Origin of the sequence: Actinomadura citrea, from assembly GCF_013409045.1 — a bacterium.
Lineage (GTDB): Bacteria > Actinomycetota > Actinomycetes > Streptosporangiales > Streptosporangiaceae > Spirillospora > Spirillospora citrea.
Map to the genome: position 1 here is coordinate 8,385,945 of NZ_JACCBT010000001.1, position 13,931 is coordinate 8,399,875.

At 69.9% G+C, this 13,931-nt stretch carries 13 protein-coding genes; 8 read left to right on the top strand and 5 right to left on the bottom strand.

Features of this window, described 5'->3' with window-relative positions; genetic code table 11:
- Window positions 1-265: 265 nt before the first annotated feature.
- The 3 genes from BJ999_RS38395 to BJ999_RS38405 all read right to left on the bottom strand — a co-directional run bounded on the left by BJ999_RS38395 (window position 266) and on the right by BJ999_RS38405 (window position 3,354).
- Entirely contained in the window at window positions 266-895 is a 630-nt protein-coding gene (locus tag BJ999_RS38395; RefSeq protein WP_179837768.1) for a hypothetical protein, read from the bottom strand.
- 202 nt (window positions 896-1,097) lie between these two features.
- Entirely contained in the window at window positions 1,098-2,195 is a 1,098-nt protein-coding gene (locus tag BJ999_RS38400; RefSeq protein ID WP_179837769.1) for a hypothetical protein, read from the bottom strand.
- A 145-nt stretch (window positions 2,196-2,340) separates the two neighbouring features.
- Window positions 2,341-3,354, bottom strand: a complete 1,014-nt coding sequence (locus tag BJ999_RS38405) for a GlxA family transcriptional regulator (RefSeq protein ID WP_179837770.1) — start codon at window positions 3,352-3,354, stop codon at window positions 2,341-2,343.
- A 118-nt stretch (window positions 3,355-3,472) separates the two neighbouring features.
- Here BJ999_RS38405 and BJ999_RS38410 point away from each other — a divergent pair, with 118 nt between their 5' ends.
- Together BJ999_RS38410 and BJ999_RS38415 are read left to right on the top strand one after the other, a co-directional pair.
- A complete protein-coding gene (locus BJ999_RS38410; protein ID WP_179837771.1) occupies window positions 3,473-4,360 on the top strand; it encodes an NAD(P)-dependent oxidoreductase in 888 nt (295 codons plus the stop codon).
- Window positions 4,357-4,980 carry a maleylpyruvate isomerase N-terminal domain-containing protein gene (locus BJ999_RS38415; protein ID WP_229810612.1) on the top strand — a complete coding sequence of 208 codons (624 nt, stop codon included), beginning with the start codon at window positions 4,357-4,359 and terminating at the stop codon, window positions 4,978-4,980. Before BJ999_RS38410 ends, BJ999_RS38415 begins: the two co-directional genes overlap by 4 nt.
- 720 nt (window positions 4,981-5,700) lie before the next feature.
- On the opposite strand, the gene BJ999_RS38420 is transcribed toward BJ999_RS38415, so the two are convergent.
- Window positions 5,701-5,997: a hypothetical protein gene (locus tag BJ999_RS38420; RefSeq protein WP_179837772.1), complete on the bottom strand. Its 297-nt coding sequence runs from the start codon at window positions 5,995-5,997 to the stop codon at window positions 5,701-5,703.
- 156 nt (window positions 5,998-6,153) lie between these two features.
- On the opposite strand from BJ999_RS38420, the gene BJ999_RS38425 reads away from it, so the two are divergent.
- On the top strand, window positions 6,154-7,389 hold the full coding sequence (locus BJ999_RS38425; RefSeq protein WP_229810613.1) for a helix-turn-helix domain-containing protein: 1,236 nt from the start codon (window positions 6,154-6,156) through the stop codon (window positions 7,387-7,389).
- A 22-nt stretch (window positions 7,390-7,411) separates the two neighbouring features.
- Here BJ999_RS38425 and msrA read toward each other — a convergent pair whose 3' ends face one another.
- Window positions 7,412-8,062 (bottom strand): peptide-methionine (S)-S-oxide reductase MsrA, encoded by a 651-nt coding sequence (gene msrA, locus BJ999_RS38430; RefSeq protein ID WP_179837773.1) that lies wholly within the window; start codon window positions 8,060-8,062, stop codon window positions 7,412-7,414.
- A gap of 73 nt (window positions 8,063-8,135) precedes the next feature.
- On the opposite strand from msrA, the gene rarD reads away from it, so the two are divergent.
- The 5 genes from rarD (at window position 8,136) to BJ999_RS38455 (ending at window position 13,843) form a co-directional block, all read left to right on the top strand.
- The gene (rarD, locus tag BJ999_RS38435) at window positions 8,136-9,026 is read left to right on the top strand and encodes an EamA family transporter RarD (protein WP_308427285.1); all 891 of its coding nucleotides are present in this window, start codon (window positions 8,136-8,138) and stop codon (window positions 9,024-9,026) included.
- A 38-nt stretch (window positions 9,027-9,064) separates the two neighbouring features.
- Entirely contained in the window at window positions 9,065-9,424 is a 360-nt protein-coding gene (locus BJ999_RS38440) for a hypothetical protein (protein WP_179837774.1), read from the top strand.
- Window positions 9,425-9,804: 380 nt separating this feature from the next.
- Window positions 9,805-11,175, top strand: coding sequence for a cytochrome P450 (locus BJ999_RS38445; protein ID WP_179837775.1), 1,371 nt, complete (start codon window positions 9,805-9,807; stop codon window positions 11,173-11,175).
- Window positions 11,172-12,092: a terpene synthase family protein gene (locus BJ999_RS38450; protein WP_179837776.1), complete on the top strand. Its 921-nt coding sequence runs from the start codon at window positions 11,172-11,174 to the stop codon at window positions 12,090-12,092. Before BJ999_RS38445 ends, BJ999_RS38450 begins: the two co-directional genes overlap by 4 nt.
- Window positions 12,089-13,843: a prenyltransferase/squalene oxidase repeat-containing protein gene (locus BJ999_RS38455; RefSeq protein ID WP_229810614.1), complete on the top strand. Its 1,755-nt coding sequence runs from the start codon at window positions 12,089-12,091 to the stop codon at window positions 13,841-13,843. The genes BJ999_RS38450 and BJ999_RS38455 overlap by 4 nt, the downstream gene beginning before the upstream one ends.
- Window positions 13,844-13,931 lie beyond the last annotated feature (88 nt).

Genomic DNA, 13,931 nt, shown 5'->3' on the forward strand with positions numbered 1-13,931 from the left:
GAAGGGAGAACGCATCCGCGTTGCCCGCAACGGGATCGTCCTCAGATCCCCAGAAGTCCGCTGGCCTCCCTCTCCCAAACGAGACGGAGGCCAGCACCCTTTTCAAGGAGCTTGAACGGAAGGCGACCCGAGCGCGGCGATGCCGGCCTCGACCGCCGGCGAGCCGACATGCTGCCCTGTCGATGTGACAGTGGCCCGCGGAACAGCAAGAAGGGTGTCAGACCAGGCGTACGGCCCGGTCTGACACCCCCATGTTTCCCTGCCCTCAGCAAAACGACAGGGCGATCGCGACCGCGATCACGGCCACGACGTTGTGAACGGTGTGCACGAGGCTCGAGTCGAGCAACCCATGTGCAGACCTGAGGTTCGGTTCGGTGGACTTGGAGCGGCGAGCGCCGCGCAGGTACACCCATGTGAACACTCCACCGGTGAGGGAGAGCGCGAGTGCGGCAGCCACCGGAACACCGACGACCAGGTGCATGGATCCGAAGGCGAGCGCCCTGCGGATCCGCGTCCCGGCGCTCTGGTCCTCCGCGCCGTTGCGGAACACGACTTCCTCCATCATCGCGAGAATCGGAAGTGCGATGACGAACGTCAGGATCATGGCGACACTGACCAGGGCTCCCGCGACGGAAGTCCCGCGCGTCAGCCCGAGCGAGAGGTTGCCGACTCCGCCGATGGACTGCCACCAGCTCCAGGTGAGGAAGTCCCACCCTGGGGCCTCGAAGATGGCCACGCCGGCGACCGTCACGCCGAACGCTGCGACCCCGGTGCCGATGTGGCGCGGACGCATCTTCTTGAGCATTCGGTACGCCACCCGGTAATCGATCTTACGAGCGGTGTACACGGCCGCGATCATCATCAGGACGGCGCAGACTAGCGTCATAATCTTCATCCGGTGTCTCTCCTTTGTAATAACGCCCTAGGCGTGCTTCTTTGTAGTGACGCCCTGGGCGTGCTTCGAAGAGAACCGTCCGGGAATGACTGTCGCGAGCCACTGACGTTCCCTCATCGGCGATCCCTCGGAAGCCATGAAAAGAGGACCAGGTGGTCACTACTTCTTCGGGATCCGCACCCGCCGGGTGGAGGACGCAGGGTCAGCTTCGGCGCTCGATGAAAGGAAGGCCGGCGAGGGAACTGGGCAGGCCGGTCGACCAGATCGAGCGCGTGCCCGGCACCCGGGCCAGGTCACGGATCCAGACGGCGGTGCCGGGGCGTCCCTCGCCGCTCTCGGCGGCCCAGCGGCCGCCGCTGTAGTGCAGGTAGCTCTTGTCGTCGTCGACCGTGCTCACCGACACCCAGGCGCCTTGGTCGCCGTCGTCGGCGAGCGCGGGGAAGTGGTAGGCGTACGGGGACGCGGGGATCGTCGTCGACGTCCAGCCCTTCCCGTCCCAGTGCATGAGCTCGGGGGTCGCATAGCCGGTGCTGGCACGGTAGGCCCAGACGCTCGTGGCCGAGACCGGCACGATCTTCGCGATGTAGGTCTGCTCTTTGGACGGGTACCGGATCGTGCTCCACTTGGTGCCGTTCCAATGCAGCATGGCCTCGGTCGGGCCGTCCCCCGGGATGTCACAGGTGCAGGCGATCCAGATGTCCTTCGCCGACCGGACGGCGACGGTAGAAGCACTGACCATCGGCACCGGAGTCTTCCGGCGCACCCATCGTCCGTTCTGGAAGCGCAGGGCGACGGCCTTCTTCGCCTGTGAGTCGTACCCGAGCGACCAGGCCGGCCCGCCGCGCGCCGCCGAGACGATCTGCAGATACGTGGGCAGAGGGGACGGCATGGTGGGTTTGACCCCGGCCGGGTAACCGACCCTGCGCCAGGCGGTGCCATTCCAATGCAGCGCCGGCGAGCCGTCCTCGTTCAGGTAGATGCCCCAGGCGTTCCGCGGTCCGGCGGCGGCGAGGTCGACGACCTGGCCCGTGCCCGGCGGCAGCGCCTGGCGCTGCCACTGCCGACCGTTCCACGCCAGCATGACGGGTTTCCCGCTCGACGTCGCGTCCTCGATCCCGGCCGCCCACGCGGCCTGCGGCCCGGCCGCCGCGATCTCGGTCACCACCCCGAGACCGTCGAGAGGCGGGGTGGGCACCTTTTCCCATTCCGGGGGCGCCGCCGCGGCGGTGGACGGCATGAGCAGCAGGCCGGAGAGGGCGGCGGTCCAGGCGGCGACGCGAAGGACTCGATGTACGGCCATGAATACTCCCGGGGCGGTTAGGCGGCACCCTTGTGACGATCTTGCCGCCATTTACTGGCAAACTATCGGGATCTACCTATCCCAAGGTCGCTCCGCTCAAACAGACGAAACCGTTCACATGAGCTACCGTGCAGGCCAACGAGTGTCAGGGACGGGCGGACGGCTCGGGCACCGTGCGGGGGAAGGCCCGGCGGTACTCGCTGGGCGGGATCCCGACATGCTTGAGGAAGTGGTGGCGGAGGTTGTTCGCCGTGCCCAGGCCGGTCAGCTCGCCGATCCGCTCGACCGGGAGGTCCGTCGATTCCAGCAAGTGCCGGGCCTGTCCCAGGCGCTCGTTGAGCAGCCACTGGACCGGGGTCGTCCCGGTGGCGGCCTGGAGCCGACGGTAGAAGGTCCGCGGGCTCAACGCGGCGCGCCGCGCCAGGTCCTGGACCGTCAACGGACGGTCCAGGCGGGCCCGGGCCCAGTCGAGGACGGGACCGACCCCCTCGTCATCGGTGCCGGCCACGGACATGGGGATGAACTGCGCCTGGCCGCCGGCGCGGTGGGCGGCTACGACCATCCGGCGGGCGAGCTGGTTGGCGACCTGGGCGCCGAGGTCGCGGCGGACCAGGTGCAGGCACAGGTCGAGACCGGCGGTCAGCCCCGCGCTGGTCAGCACGTCACCATCATCCACGTACAGCACCGAGGCGTCGACCTGGACCTTCGGGTAGCGCTCCGCCAATTGGGCGGCGTGCATCCAGTGGGCCGTGGCGCGACGGCCGTCGAGCAGCCCTGCCTCGGCGAGTGCGAACGCGCCGGTGCACAGGGAGACCATGCGAGCCCCCGCGTCGTACGCGCGGCGCAGCGCCGCGACCAGCGCCGGACTGAGCGGCGCGCCGTCCTCGACGCAGGCGTCGGGCACCGAGGGGACGATGACCGTGTCGGCGCCGGCGAGATCGTCCAGCCCGTAACGGGTCCGCAGCGCGAGCCCGGCGCCGGCCGCCGCGCCGTCCCGGTCCGGCGTTCCGGTCCCGCACAGCCGCAGGTCGTACCAGGGATCGGCCAGGTCGGCCTGGGGCTTGCCGAAGACGGTGCACGGGATGCTCAGCTCGTAGAGGTCCCAGGAGGGGACGTCGATGTCCTCGGTCACGACCACAGCGACAGAACCGGCACCCATGCCCCGAATGCTATGGCAGGAATTTGGTGACGCCCGTCATTACTGTCACTGGTCCGGTACCAGGCTCCCTGCGAACGTGATCCGCACATGTTCTTCCAGGACACTCCAGGGGCGTGAGATGGATTCTGAAAAGCAGGCCGTGACCGTCATCGGGCTGGGGTCGATGGGCTCGGCGCTCGCCGCCGCGCTGCTGGACCGCGGTCACCCGACCACAGTGTGGAACCGTTCGCCGCACAAGGCCGCTCCCTTGGTGGAGCGCGGCGCGCTCCTTGCCCCGACGCCCGGGGAGGCGGTCGCGGCGAGCCCGCTCGTCATCGCCTGCGTACTCGACTACGACGCGCTGTACGGCGTCCTCGACCAGGACGCGAGCGCGCTGGCGGGCAAGACGCTGGTCAATCTCACCTCCGGCGCGCCGGAGCAGGCGCACGAAGCGGTCGGCTGGGCCCGGGAGCGCGGCGCCGACCACCTCGACGGCGCCATCATGACCACGCCGCCCGGCGTCGGCGGTGCCGAGGTGATGTTCCTGTACAGCGGTCCCCAGGCCGTCTTCCAGTCGCACCGTCCGACGCTGGCGGCCCTCGGCGACCCCCTCCACCTCGGGGAGAACCCGGGGCTGGCCTCTCTCTACGACGTCGCCCTGCTCGGCCTGATGTGGTCCACGATGACCGGCTGGCTGCACGGCACCGCGCTGGTCGGCTCGGACGGCGTCGCGGCCACCGACTTCACCTCCATCGCATTGCGCTGGCTGAGGACCGTGTCGGTGTTCCTGACCACGTACGCGCCGCAGGTGGACGCCGGCCACTATCCGGGCGACGACGCCACCGTCGACGTGCAGATCGCGGCCATCGGCCATCTCATTCACACCGCCGAGTCCCGAGGCGTCGACAACGCCCTGCCCGAGCTGACGAAGACCCTCATGGAGAAGACCAAGGCGGCCGGCCACGGCCTCGACAGCTATGCCAGCGTGATCGAGGTCCTGAAGCCGCGAGAAGAGGAGGGCGAGTGACCACGGCACCGACCGCGCACAGCGGTCCGGCCCCGGCACCCACGACGCCCTGGACGGGCCTGTTGCGGGCAACCGCCGACGAGTGCCTGGACCTCCTGTCCGGCGCTGCCGGCTCGGACTGGACACGCCCGGCCCACGACCTGGACTGGACATGCCGCGAAACGCTCGATCACCTCGCCCTAGGGCTGATCGGCTACGCCGGCCTGCTCATCGCCCGGCCCAGCGACCGCTACATCGCCCTCTTCGCCTCACTCGACGCCGGCGCCCCCATTCCCGCCTGCCTGGAAGGGATCGGTATCGCCACCTCCCTCCTCGCCTCCGCCGTCCGGGAGACGCCCGCCGATGCGCGCGCCTGGCATCCCTGGGGCCATTCCGACCGCACCGGGTTCGCCGCCATGGGGATCACGGAGCTGGTCTGCCACACCTACGACATCGCCCACGCCCTCGGCGTACGGTGGACACCGCCCGACGAGGCCAGCGCCGCCGTCCTCGACCGGCTCTTCCCCGACGCGCCAACGGCGCACGCTCCCTCCGACGCCCTGCTGTGGTGCACGGGCCGCGTTCCGCTGCCGGAGCGGCCCCGGCAGGCGAACTGGCAGTGGAACGGCACCGTGCGCTGACCAGCTGGCGGCGCCGCGCTCACCGAGGACACGAGTCTTCGCGGGGCGCGGTGCTCCCGCGACAGGCCCCCGTGCTGTGGAACGCCCACGCCCCCGAGCTGTGGCGACGCCTCACCGCCCCACCGTGGACGGCCCGCCCATCCCACACCGCCCAAGCTGAGGAAGGCGCCGCGCGAGGGCCCGCCGCATGAAGTGCCGGGCAGCGGCTTCCAGGCCGGGCGACGCTTGAGACGGAATTGCCGACACGGCGCCGGCTGACCCCCTCCCGGTCGCCCCTCCGGGGTGGCCTCCGACCATCGACCGGCCCCGACCCTGTCAGCGCGAAAGGGAAGCCGCGGCCCTCAACTCGTCGCAACAGATCAAGAGAAGGCCCCGCCTCTCTGCCATGGGGGCAAAGCAGAGAAGCGGGGCGGCGGACGACAACAACGGTCATGCTCCCCGGCTCAAGACCGCGCGTCACCGCCATGAATGAGGGACGACTCCTGAGCCCGCCCCATAGAGTCGTCCCTCTTGTGGCCTCCCGGGGGCGCTTGATTGGCGCTGATATGCGGGAACGAACTTGTGGGCAGGCCACGGCCAGGCCGCCGGATTCCGCAGCGCTTCCCGCAATTCGTCACGGGTGGCCGCTCCAGCAGCCGTGCCCCGTCCGGCGTGGGGACCAGCGCCCACCACGCTCCGGTAGCCCGTCCGTACCAGATGACCGCACCGGACGACGAGTGCCTACCCATCGGCTTGCGCGGCGAGCTGGCCCTTCACTGCCACCACCGCGTCAGGAATGTGCGCGTCATCAGCCGGAGCGATCGCACCACCGCCAGCGAAGACGAACCACAACTCACCCCCACAGATCGCCCGCAGATCACAACGCACCCCCACCGGCGGCCCACACGCAGCCGGAACCGCCAGCAGCGGAAGTGACTCAGCGATCTCCACCGCGTATCCGTGCGACCTGAGCGCCTTCGCCAGCGCCCAGACCCGCAACCGCCGCGCCTCCGTCACCTCCGAAGCTTCCATTGCCATGGGAGCTATCCCTTCATCGAGGCGCAGGACGGGGGTTGACCGTTGGTACCTGCCGCCTCTTCCATGCCTAGAGCCTGTCTTTTCGGGCTGTCTCCTCAGAGGCGCCTACCAGGGGGCCGGGGAGGGGCCAGACTGAGGAGTGAGGGAGGGGCCAGCGTGATCAACGAAAAGCGGCAACGGTTCGGTCTTTATCTCGCGGGGTTGCGGCGAGACGCACGCAAGAGCCAACGACAGTTAGCGGAATCGTTGTGCCGCATCTCAGGAACGGCGTCCGTGACACGCCACGAGATCAGCCGGTGGGAACGAGGCGAGCGAATCCCCGATGTCTGGATTTCTGCCCTCTCCGAGGCCCTAGACGTTCCCCTTCAGACGCTTGAACGGGCAGCCGCCCATGCGCGCGGCGAGGACTTCTCGCCCGAAGCGCCCAGCCCAGCGGAAGCACTCTCCTATTTCCTGCCCGAAGACGTCGAACTCGGACCACTGGCGAACAGCACAGGCCGTCGAGTCGGGACGTCCACGGCGGACGCGCTTGCCGACCGGGCGCACGGCCTGCGGCTCGGGGACGACGTCATCGCCAGCCGCGATCTACTCGCGCCGGCCTTCAGAGAGCTGGACGGCGCAGTCCAGCTCTATCGGGAGACGACGCATTCCGAGCAGACCGGCCGCTCACTCCTCGGCAGCATCGGCGAGATAGCTCAGATCACCGGGTGGATCGCCAGCGACGCGGGCCAGCATGACCAGGCGGCACGCGCATACCGGCTCGGAATCTCAGCGGCCAGGGAGGCCGGAGACCTCGCACTCGTCGGTCACCTCGCCGGGAGTCTGGCCTATCAACTCACCAACACCGGCCACGAAGAGGACGGGCTGAGTCTGGCCCGCGCCGCGTTGGAAGAGGCAGGACCAGACGCACCGCCCAAGGCCCGCGCGCTCTACCTCGACCGAGTCGCATGGGCGAACACCAAGGCAGGCAACGCGCAACCAGCCATGCGCGCACTTGCCCAAGCCCACGAAGCCATGGACGGGGAGGGCTCGCGGGACGCACCGGATTGGGCCTACTGGGTCTCGCCCGAGGAACTCGACGTGATGGACGCCCGCGTCTACACCGAGCTGCACAAACCCCTACGGGCCGTCCCACTCCTGCAAGAAGTGCTCAGCCGGTACGACTCGACACGCACGCGCGAACTCGCCCTCTATCTCTCATGGCTCGCGGTCGCCCTGGTGGACGCCAACGAGCCCGAGGAGGCAGCCAGCACCGCGCGGCACATGCTCGACCTCTCGGCCCGCTTCCCCAGCGACCGGACTGCGAAGCGCGGACGAGTCGTCCTCACCAAACTGGAGCCGTACCGGGACGTTCCCGAAGTGCGCGAGGTACTCGACGCCTACGCCGCTTGACCGCTGCGCAGCAGGTCAGACGCTACTCGGCGGGGGCTACGCCTACGGGGCAGGAGAGGCCTGTGCCGCCTGTGCCGCAGTAGCCGTTGGGGACCTTGTGGAGGTACTGCTGGTGGTAGTCCTCGGCGAAGTAGAAGTCGGGGGCGGTGGTGATTTCGGTGGTGATGGGGCCGTAGCCGGCGTTGGTGAGGACCTGCTGGTAGGCGTCTCGGGAGGCTTCGGCGGCCTTCTGCTGGACGTCGGTGCGGGGGAAGATCGCTGAGCGGTACTGGCTGCCGGCGTCGTTGCCCTGGCGCATGCCCTGGGTGGGGTCGTGGGCCTCCCAGAAGACGCGGAGCAGGTCGTCGTAGGTGACCTTGGCGGGGTCGTGGACGACGCGGACGGTCTCGGTGTGGCCGGTCAGGCCGCTGCAGACCTCTTCGTAGGTGGGGTTCGGGGTGTAGCCGCCCTCGTAGCCGACCGAGGTGGAGACGACGCCGGGGGTCTCCCAGAACTTGCGTTCAGCGCCCCAGAAGCAGCCGAGGGCGAACTCGGCGATCTCGGCGCCGTCGGGGTAGGGCGGCGCGAGGGGGGCGTCGAGGACCTCGTGGCGCGGCGGCACCGGGATGGGCTCGTCCCTGCCGGGGAGTGCCTTTTCCGGAGCGACCATCTGGGTCTTCGCAAAGCCGAACATGCGTCCAGGCTACTCGGCCGCCTGTCAGCACCGTTGTTCCCTTTGGTTGATTACCTGTTGATATGTTGCCATTGTGAAGCGGGGCATGGTGTGCGGGGTCGCGGCGTACGTGATGTGGGGGCTGTTCCCGCTCTACTGGCCGCTGCTGAAGCCGGCGGGGGCCGGCGAGATCCTCGCGCACCGGATCATGTGGTCGCTGGTCGCGGTGGTCGCGGTGCTGGCCGTGCGGCGGAGCCGGGGGTGGCTGCGGACGCTGGGATGGCGGCGGGGCGCGCTGCTGGCGCTGGCGGCGCTGGTGATCAGCGTCAACTGGGGGACGTACATCTACGCCGTCAACAGCGGGCACACGATCGAGTGCGCGCTGGGGTACTTCATCAACCCGCTGATCAGCGTGGTGTTCGGTGTGGTGATCTTCCAGGAGCGGCTGCGGCGGTGGCAGTGGGCGGCGGTCGGGATGGGGGCGGCCGCGGTGGTCGCGCTGACGGTCGACTACGGGCGGCCTCCCTGGATCGCGCTGGTACTGGCGTTCGCGTTCGCGGTGTACGGCCTGCTGAAGAAGTTCGCCGACATGCCTTCGGCCGAGAGCCTGGCGGTCGAGACGACCGTGACGTTCCTGCCGGCGCTGGGGTTCGTGCTGCTGCTGGAGGGACGGGGCGACGCGGCCTTCGGGCATCACGGCGTGGGGCACGCGGTGCTGCTGGCCGGGGCCGGGATCGTGACGGCCGTGCCGTTGATGCTGTTCAACACTGCGGCGATCAGGCTGCCGCTGAGCGTCATCGGCATGTTGCAGTACCTGGCGCCAGTGCTGCAGTTCGCCATCGGGCTGTTCGTGCAGAACGAGGAGATGCCGCCGAGCCGGTGGGCGGGGTTCCTGCTGGTCTGGCTGGCCTTGGTGACGCTCACGTGGGACGGGTTGACCGCCGGACGCCGGGAAGCGATGCCCGAAACAGCCCTTAGGGGCTAAAGTGCCGGACGTCACACCCCCGAGTGAGGGAGTCGTCGTTGCGTCTGCTCAGCATCACCGTGTTGGGAACAGCGCTCGTTGCGGCGGGCATGCTGGCTCCGGCGACGGGGCAGGCGACGGCGGGCGGGGACGGTCCGGTCTCGGTGGAGCCCCGCGCGGTGCGTCCCGGTGAGCGGGTCCGGCTCTCGGTGCCGGGATGCGCGGGCAGGGTGGCCGCGGGTTCCGAGGCGTTCGCCGGACGGGCCGTGGACGGCGCGGCCGTCGTGAGGCGGGACGCGGCGCCCGGCGCCTATCCGGTCGCGGCACGCTGCGGATCACGGAAAGTGATCGGAGAGGTCCAGGTGGCGGGTCGGGTCGCGTGGCCCGAACTGGTCCCGATCGACCGCGCGGCAAAGTAATTCGGTATAAACCGGAAGAGGGCTCCATTTATCGGATGTCACTCTCCGTGTTCTCCCACGCCTTGTAAATGCCCTTATCGCGGGCTCCTCGGGCATGCCTGTAAGGCCGACCCGGACAATGAGACAACACAACCGGCAAGTGATAAGGGTCACGTCGGAACGGTTGAGATTTCTACCGGCCGAAGCCTTGCCGATGTTAATTGATCATGTGATACTCCCACAGAAAGCTACATAACACCGCAACCTTCCCACAAAGCCCGAATCACTCATTCACGTCGTCCCGCCGCGAGGGACGTCGTGCGTCCCAGGCGGCCGCGAACCCCGGGACGGCCATCCGCGAGCACTGGTACTCCAACTCAACATCGAGGGGCAGTCGGTAAATGTCCGTTGACGTCGGCGCCGTCCCAGTCCAGAAGGCGAAGAACTTCCCCCTCTACCGCACGGTCGCCGGCTTCGTCCGCGACCCGCTTCGCCAGCTGGAACGGATCAGCACGGAGGGGGACGGCCGGCTCATCCGGCTCGACCTCGGTGCTTCCCACCCCTACCTGGTCACCCATCCCGACCACATCCAGCAGGTCCTGCGGCGCGAGTCGGACATCTTCCAGCGGGACGGGGTGTTCTGGCGGCCGCTGCGCGAGCTGATGGGCGACAGCATCCTCTCCGAGGGCGCCGAGTGGGAGCACAGCAAGCGGGTGCTGCAGCCGGTCTTCACCACCCGCAACGTCAACCGGCTCACCGGGCTGATGGCGGATGCGATCAACGACGCCGTCGGGAAGCTGGAGGAGCCCGCCCGCGCGGGACGGCCGATCGACGTGCTGCCGGAGATGAGCCGGATCGTCAACGAGACCGTGATCAAGGTCCTGTTCGGCGACAAGATCTCCCCGGTCGAGGCCAACAAGCTGATCCCGACGTTCGACCAGATCGCGACCTCGATCTCGGTCCGGTTCCTGCTGCCGTTCCTGCCGCGCGTGCTCCCGATGCCGGGCGACCGGGCGTTCAAGGACGCCGTGCAGGTGATGGACGAGGTCCTGTTCGAGCTGGTGGCGCGCTACCGGGACGATCCGGGCGACGGCAGCGACATCTTCACCGCGCTCTGCCAGGCGCGGGCCGAGGACGGCGCGCCGCCGGACGACAAGTGGATCCGCGACAACCTGCTCGCGATGTTCGCGACCAGCACCGAGACCACGACGCTGGCGCTGACCTGGCTGTGGCCGCTGCTGCACGACCACCCGGACGTCCTGGACAGGCTGGTCGAGGAGATCGAGGGCGTGGTGGGCGGCGAACCGGTCCGGCCCGACCATCTTTCGAGGCTGCCGTACGTGTCGCAGGTCGTCCAGGAGCTGCTGCGCCTGTACCCGGTCGGCTGGATGTTCCCGCGCATGGCGACCGCCCCGACGATCCTCGGCGGCGTGCACATCGAGCCGGGCGACCCGGTGCTCATCAGCCCGTTCCTCACGCACCGGCTGGGGTCGGTGTGGGAGCGTCCGCTGGAGTTCGACCCGGAGCGGTTCACGCCGGAGAACTCCCGCGAGCGGCACCGCTACGCCTACTTCCCGTTCGGCGGCGGACCGCACCAGTGCATCGGCCGCCACGTGTTCGACGTCGAGGCGCGGATGATCCTGACGAGCCTGCTGAGCCGGTTCCGCCCGGCGCTTTCCGACGCGATCCCCGCCATGCCGCGCATCGGCGCGACACTGCGGCCGCGGGAGTCGCTGGAGATGACGCTGACCCCGGTCGGGCGGAACGCGTGACCGGGGCGGACACGGCGCCTCCGCATCCCGGAGGCGCCGCGACGCCCGACGCCCTCCTGGACGCGCGGCACGACGGAGCCGTCATGGCGCAGGCCGTGAAGTGCGCCCGCGACCTGGCCACGTGCGCCGAGACCTATCCCGACCTGTTCGACGCCAAGCCGATCGACGAGACCCTGTTCAACGCCGTGGCCTGCGCGAACGCGTTCGGGTCGCCGTGGCTCACCGCGTCCGGGATCCGGATGGCGGCACGCACCTCGCTGTGGATCTTCGGCCTGGACTGGCTGGTGGACCACGTCGCGACGTCCCGGGACGAGGTGGACGACATCAACCGGCGCTGCCTCGCCGTCGCGGAGGGGGGCGCGCCGGCGCCGGGGGACGGGCTCACCCGGTTCCTCGCCGACATCCGGGACGAGGCCGCCGGGTCGCCCGCCTTCGCGGCGCTGCGCGACGACTGGCTGGCGCAGCTCCGGCGGCTGCTGGAGTGCGGGGCCCGCGAGCTGGCGTGGAAGTCGGGCGACCGGGCCGCGTGGCCGACATTCGACGAGTACCTGGAAAACGCCGACAACTACGGCTCGGCCTGGGTCAACGTCTCGCACTGGATCGTGCACGCCGACCAGAGCGTCCTCGACCACATCGGCGAACTGCAGGCCGCGAGCCGGGACGTCCAGCAGGTGCTGCGGCTGCTCAACGATCTCGCCACCTACGAGCGGGACGTCACCTGGGGCGACCTGAACGCGCAGATGCTCGGGGTGGAACGTGCCCAGATCACCACGCGGATCGACGAGATCGTGGCGCGCTGCCGCGACCACCTCCGGCCGCTGCGGCGCGACTGCCCCGAGGCGGCGGCCTACCTCGAACGGCAGATCGGCTTCAGTACGGGCTTCTACGAGCTGAGCGACTACTGGGGGTCGCTGTGACCGTCGAGGAGGTGGGTCCGGAGGCGGCCGAGGCCGCCGATCCCGACCCCGACGATCTTCGCGCGGCCGCCGGCGCGCTGGTGGCCGATCTCGTGAACCATCCGTGGGGGCGGTCGTCCCCGTCCGTCTACGAGACCGGGCGGCTGGTGAGCCTGGCCCCGTGGCTGACCGGGGACTCCGGGAGGATCCGCTTCCTTCTCGACACGCAGCGGCCCGACGGCGGCTGGGGACCGCCCGATCCGGGATACGCGCTCGTCCCGACCCTGAGCGCGACCGAGGCGCTGCTGTCCGTGCTCGCCCCGGAGGGGCGCCGCTGGCCGGCCGGCCTCTCCGTCGCCGAGGTGGTCCGCGGCGCCGGGCGCGCCCTGCGGGCCCTCGCGCGGCGGCTCGGCGGCGCCACCGCGGCCGACTTCCCGGACATGCCGGCCATCGAGCACATCACCCCGGCCCTCATCGAGGCGATCAACAGGCACCTCGACCGGCTCCGCGACGACCCCGTCCTCACCGCCTGGTGGACGGGCGGACGGCTGGCCCCGCCCGCCGGAATGGACGGGGCGTTCATCGCCGCCGCCAGGGCCCATCTGGAGAACGGCGGCGCCGTGCCGCTGAAGGTCCAGCACGCCCTGGAGGTCGCGGGGGCGTCGGCGCGCCGGGCCGGTGCGGTCCGTCCCGTGCCCCTGCCTGCACCGACACGCCCCATCCGCGAGCTCTCCGTGGCGAACGGACCGGGACGGTTCGCGACCGTCGGCGCCTCCACCGCCGCCACCGCCGCGTGGCTCGGCGGCCCCGACATCGACAGGGGCGGCGACCAGGCGGCGCGGCGCTACCTGGAGGCGGCCGTCGAGCAGCACGGCGGTCCGGTTCCCGTCGCCGTCCCGGTGACCAACTTCGAGCGCGGGTGGGTGCTGGGCTGGCTGGCCCGCGCCGGGCTCGCGCCGGCGGTCCCGCCGGAGCTGATCGCCCAGATGCGGGCGTCGCTCGGTGAGAACGGCGCGCCGGGCGGGACCGGCCTGCCCCCGGACGCCGACACCAGTTCCGGCGTGCTGTACGCGTTGTCGCTTCTCGGCAAACCCCACCCGCCCGACCTGCTCTGGAAGTACGAAACGACCACGCATTTCTGTAGCTGGCCTGGTGAGAACGGCCGGTCCGTCACGACCAACGCGCACGTCCTTGAGGCGTTCGGCCATTACCTGGAGTGCGGCGGCGCGGGACCGGCCGGCCGTTACGCGGCGAGCGCGCGAAAAGCGGCGTCCTGGCTCATCGGCGAGCAGTTGGACGACGGCCGCTGGGAGGACCGGTGGCATGCGTCGCCGCTCTACGCGACCGCTTGTGCAGCCCTGGCCCTGAACGAGTTCGGGGGTCCGGAATCGGCGGGCGCCGTGAATCGGTCCGTCGAGTGGGTGCTGCGGGAGCAGCGTTCGGACGGCTCCTGGGGACGCTGGTGCGGGACCGCCGAGGAAACGGCCTACGCCGTCCACATCCTGACCCTGGCCCGCCCGTCCGGCGATGCCGCACCTGACTCGGCGGCGCGGAAGGCAGTGGAGCGGGCGGTCCGGCGGGGCGACGCCCACCTCAGAGCGGCCCTGCGGAGCACGCCCGGCGCCCTGACCGGCGGTCCGGGGGACGTTGACTCCGGCAAGCCGCCTCTCTGGCACGATAAAGACCTATATCGCCCAACGACGATCGTGTGGGCGGCGGTCCTGGGCGCCCTTCATCTGGCACGGCGTGACACGAGTGTTTCAGCGCGGTGAATTTCACCACCCTGTCAGAGTGTGACCTGCTTGTACGCCTGAGCCGGAAACCATTCACCTTGAGTGGGTTTGGTGGCGTTGGTAAGGT

Excerpts from the sequence above, each read along its gene's own strand:
- BJ999_RS38395 (WP_179837768.1), bottom strand. The coding sequence starts at position 895 with ATGAAGATTATGACGCTAGTCTGCGCCGTCCTGATGATGATCGCGGCC.
- BJ999_RS38400 (WP_179837769.1), bottom strand. The coding sequence starts at position 2,195 with ATGGCCGTACATCGAGTCCTTCGCGTCGCCGCCTGGACCGCCGCCCTC.
- BJ999_RS38405 (WP_179837770.1), bottom strand. The coding sequence starts at position 3,354 with ATGGGTGCCGGTTCTGTCGCTGTGGTCGTGACCGAGGACATCGACGTC.
- BJ999_RS38410 (WP_179837771.1), top strand. The coding sequence starts at position 3,473 with ATGGATTCTGAAAAGCAGGCCGTGACCGTCATCGGGCTGGGGTCGATG.
- BJ999_RS38420 (WP_179837772.1), bottom strand. The coding sequence starts at position 5,997 with ATGGCAATGGAAGCTTCGGAGGTGACGGAGGCGCGGCGGTTGCGGGTC.
- msrA (WP_179837773.1), bottom strand. The coding sequence starts at position 8,062 with ATGTTCGGCTTTGCGAAGACCCAGATGGTCGCTCCGGAAAAGGCACTC.
- BJ999_RS38445 (WP_179837775.1), top strand. The coding sequence starts at position 9,805 with ATGTCCGTTGACGTCGGCGCCGTCCCAGTCCAGAAGGCGAAGAACTTC.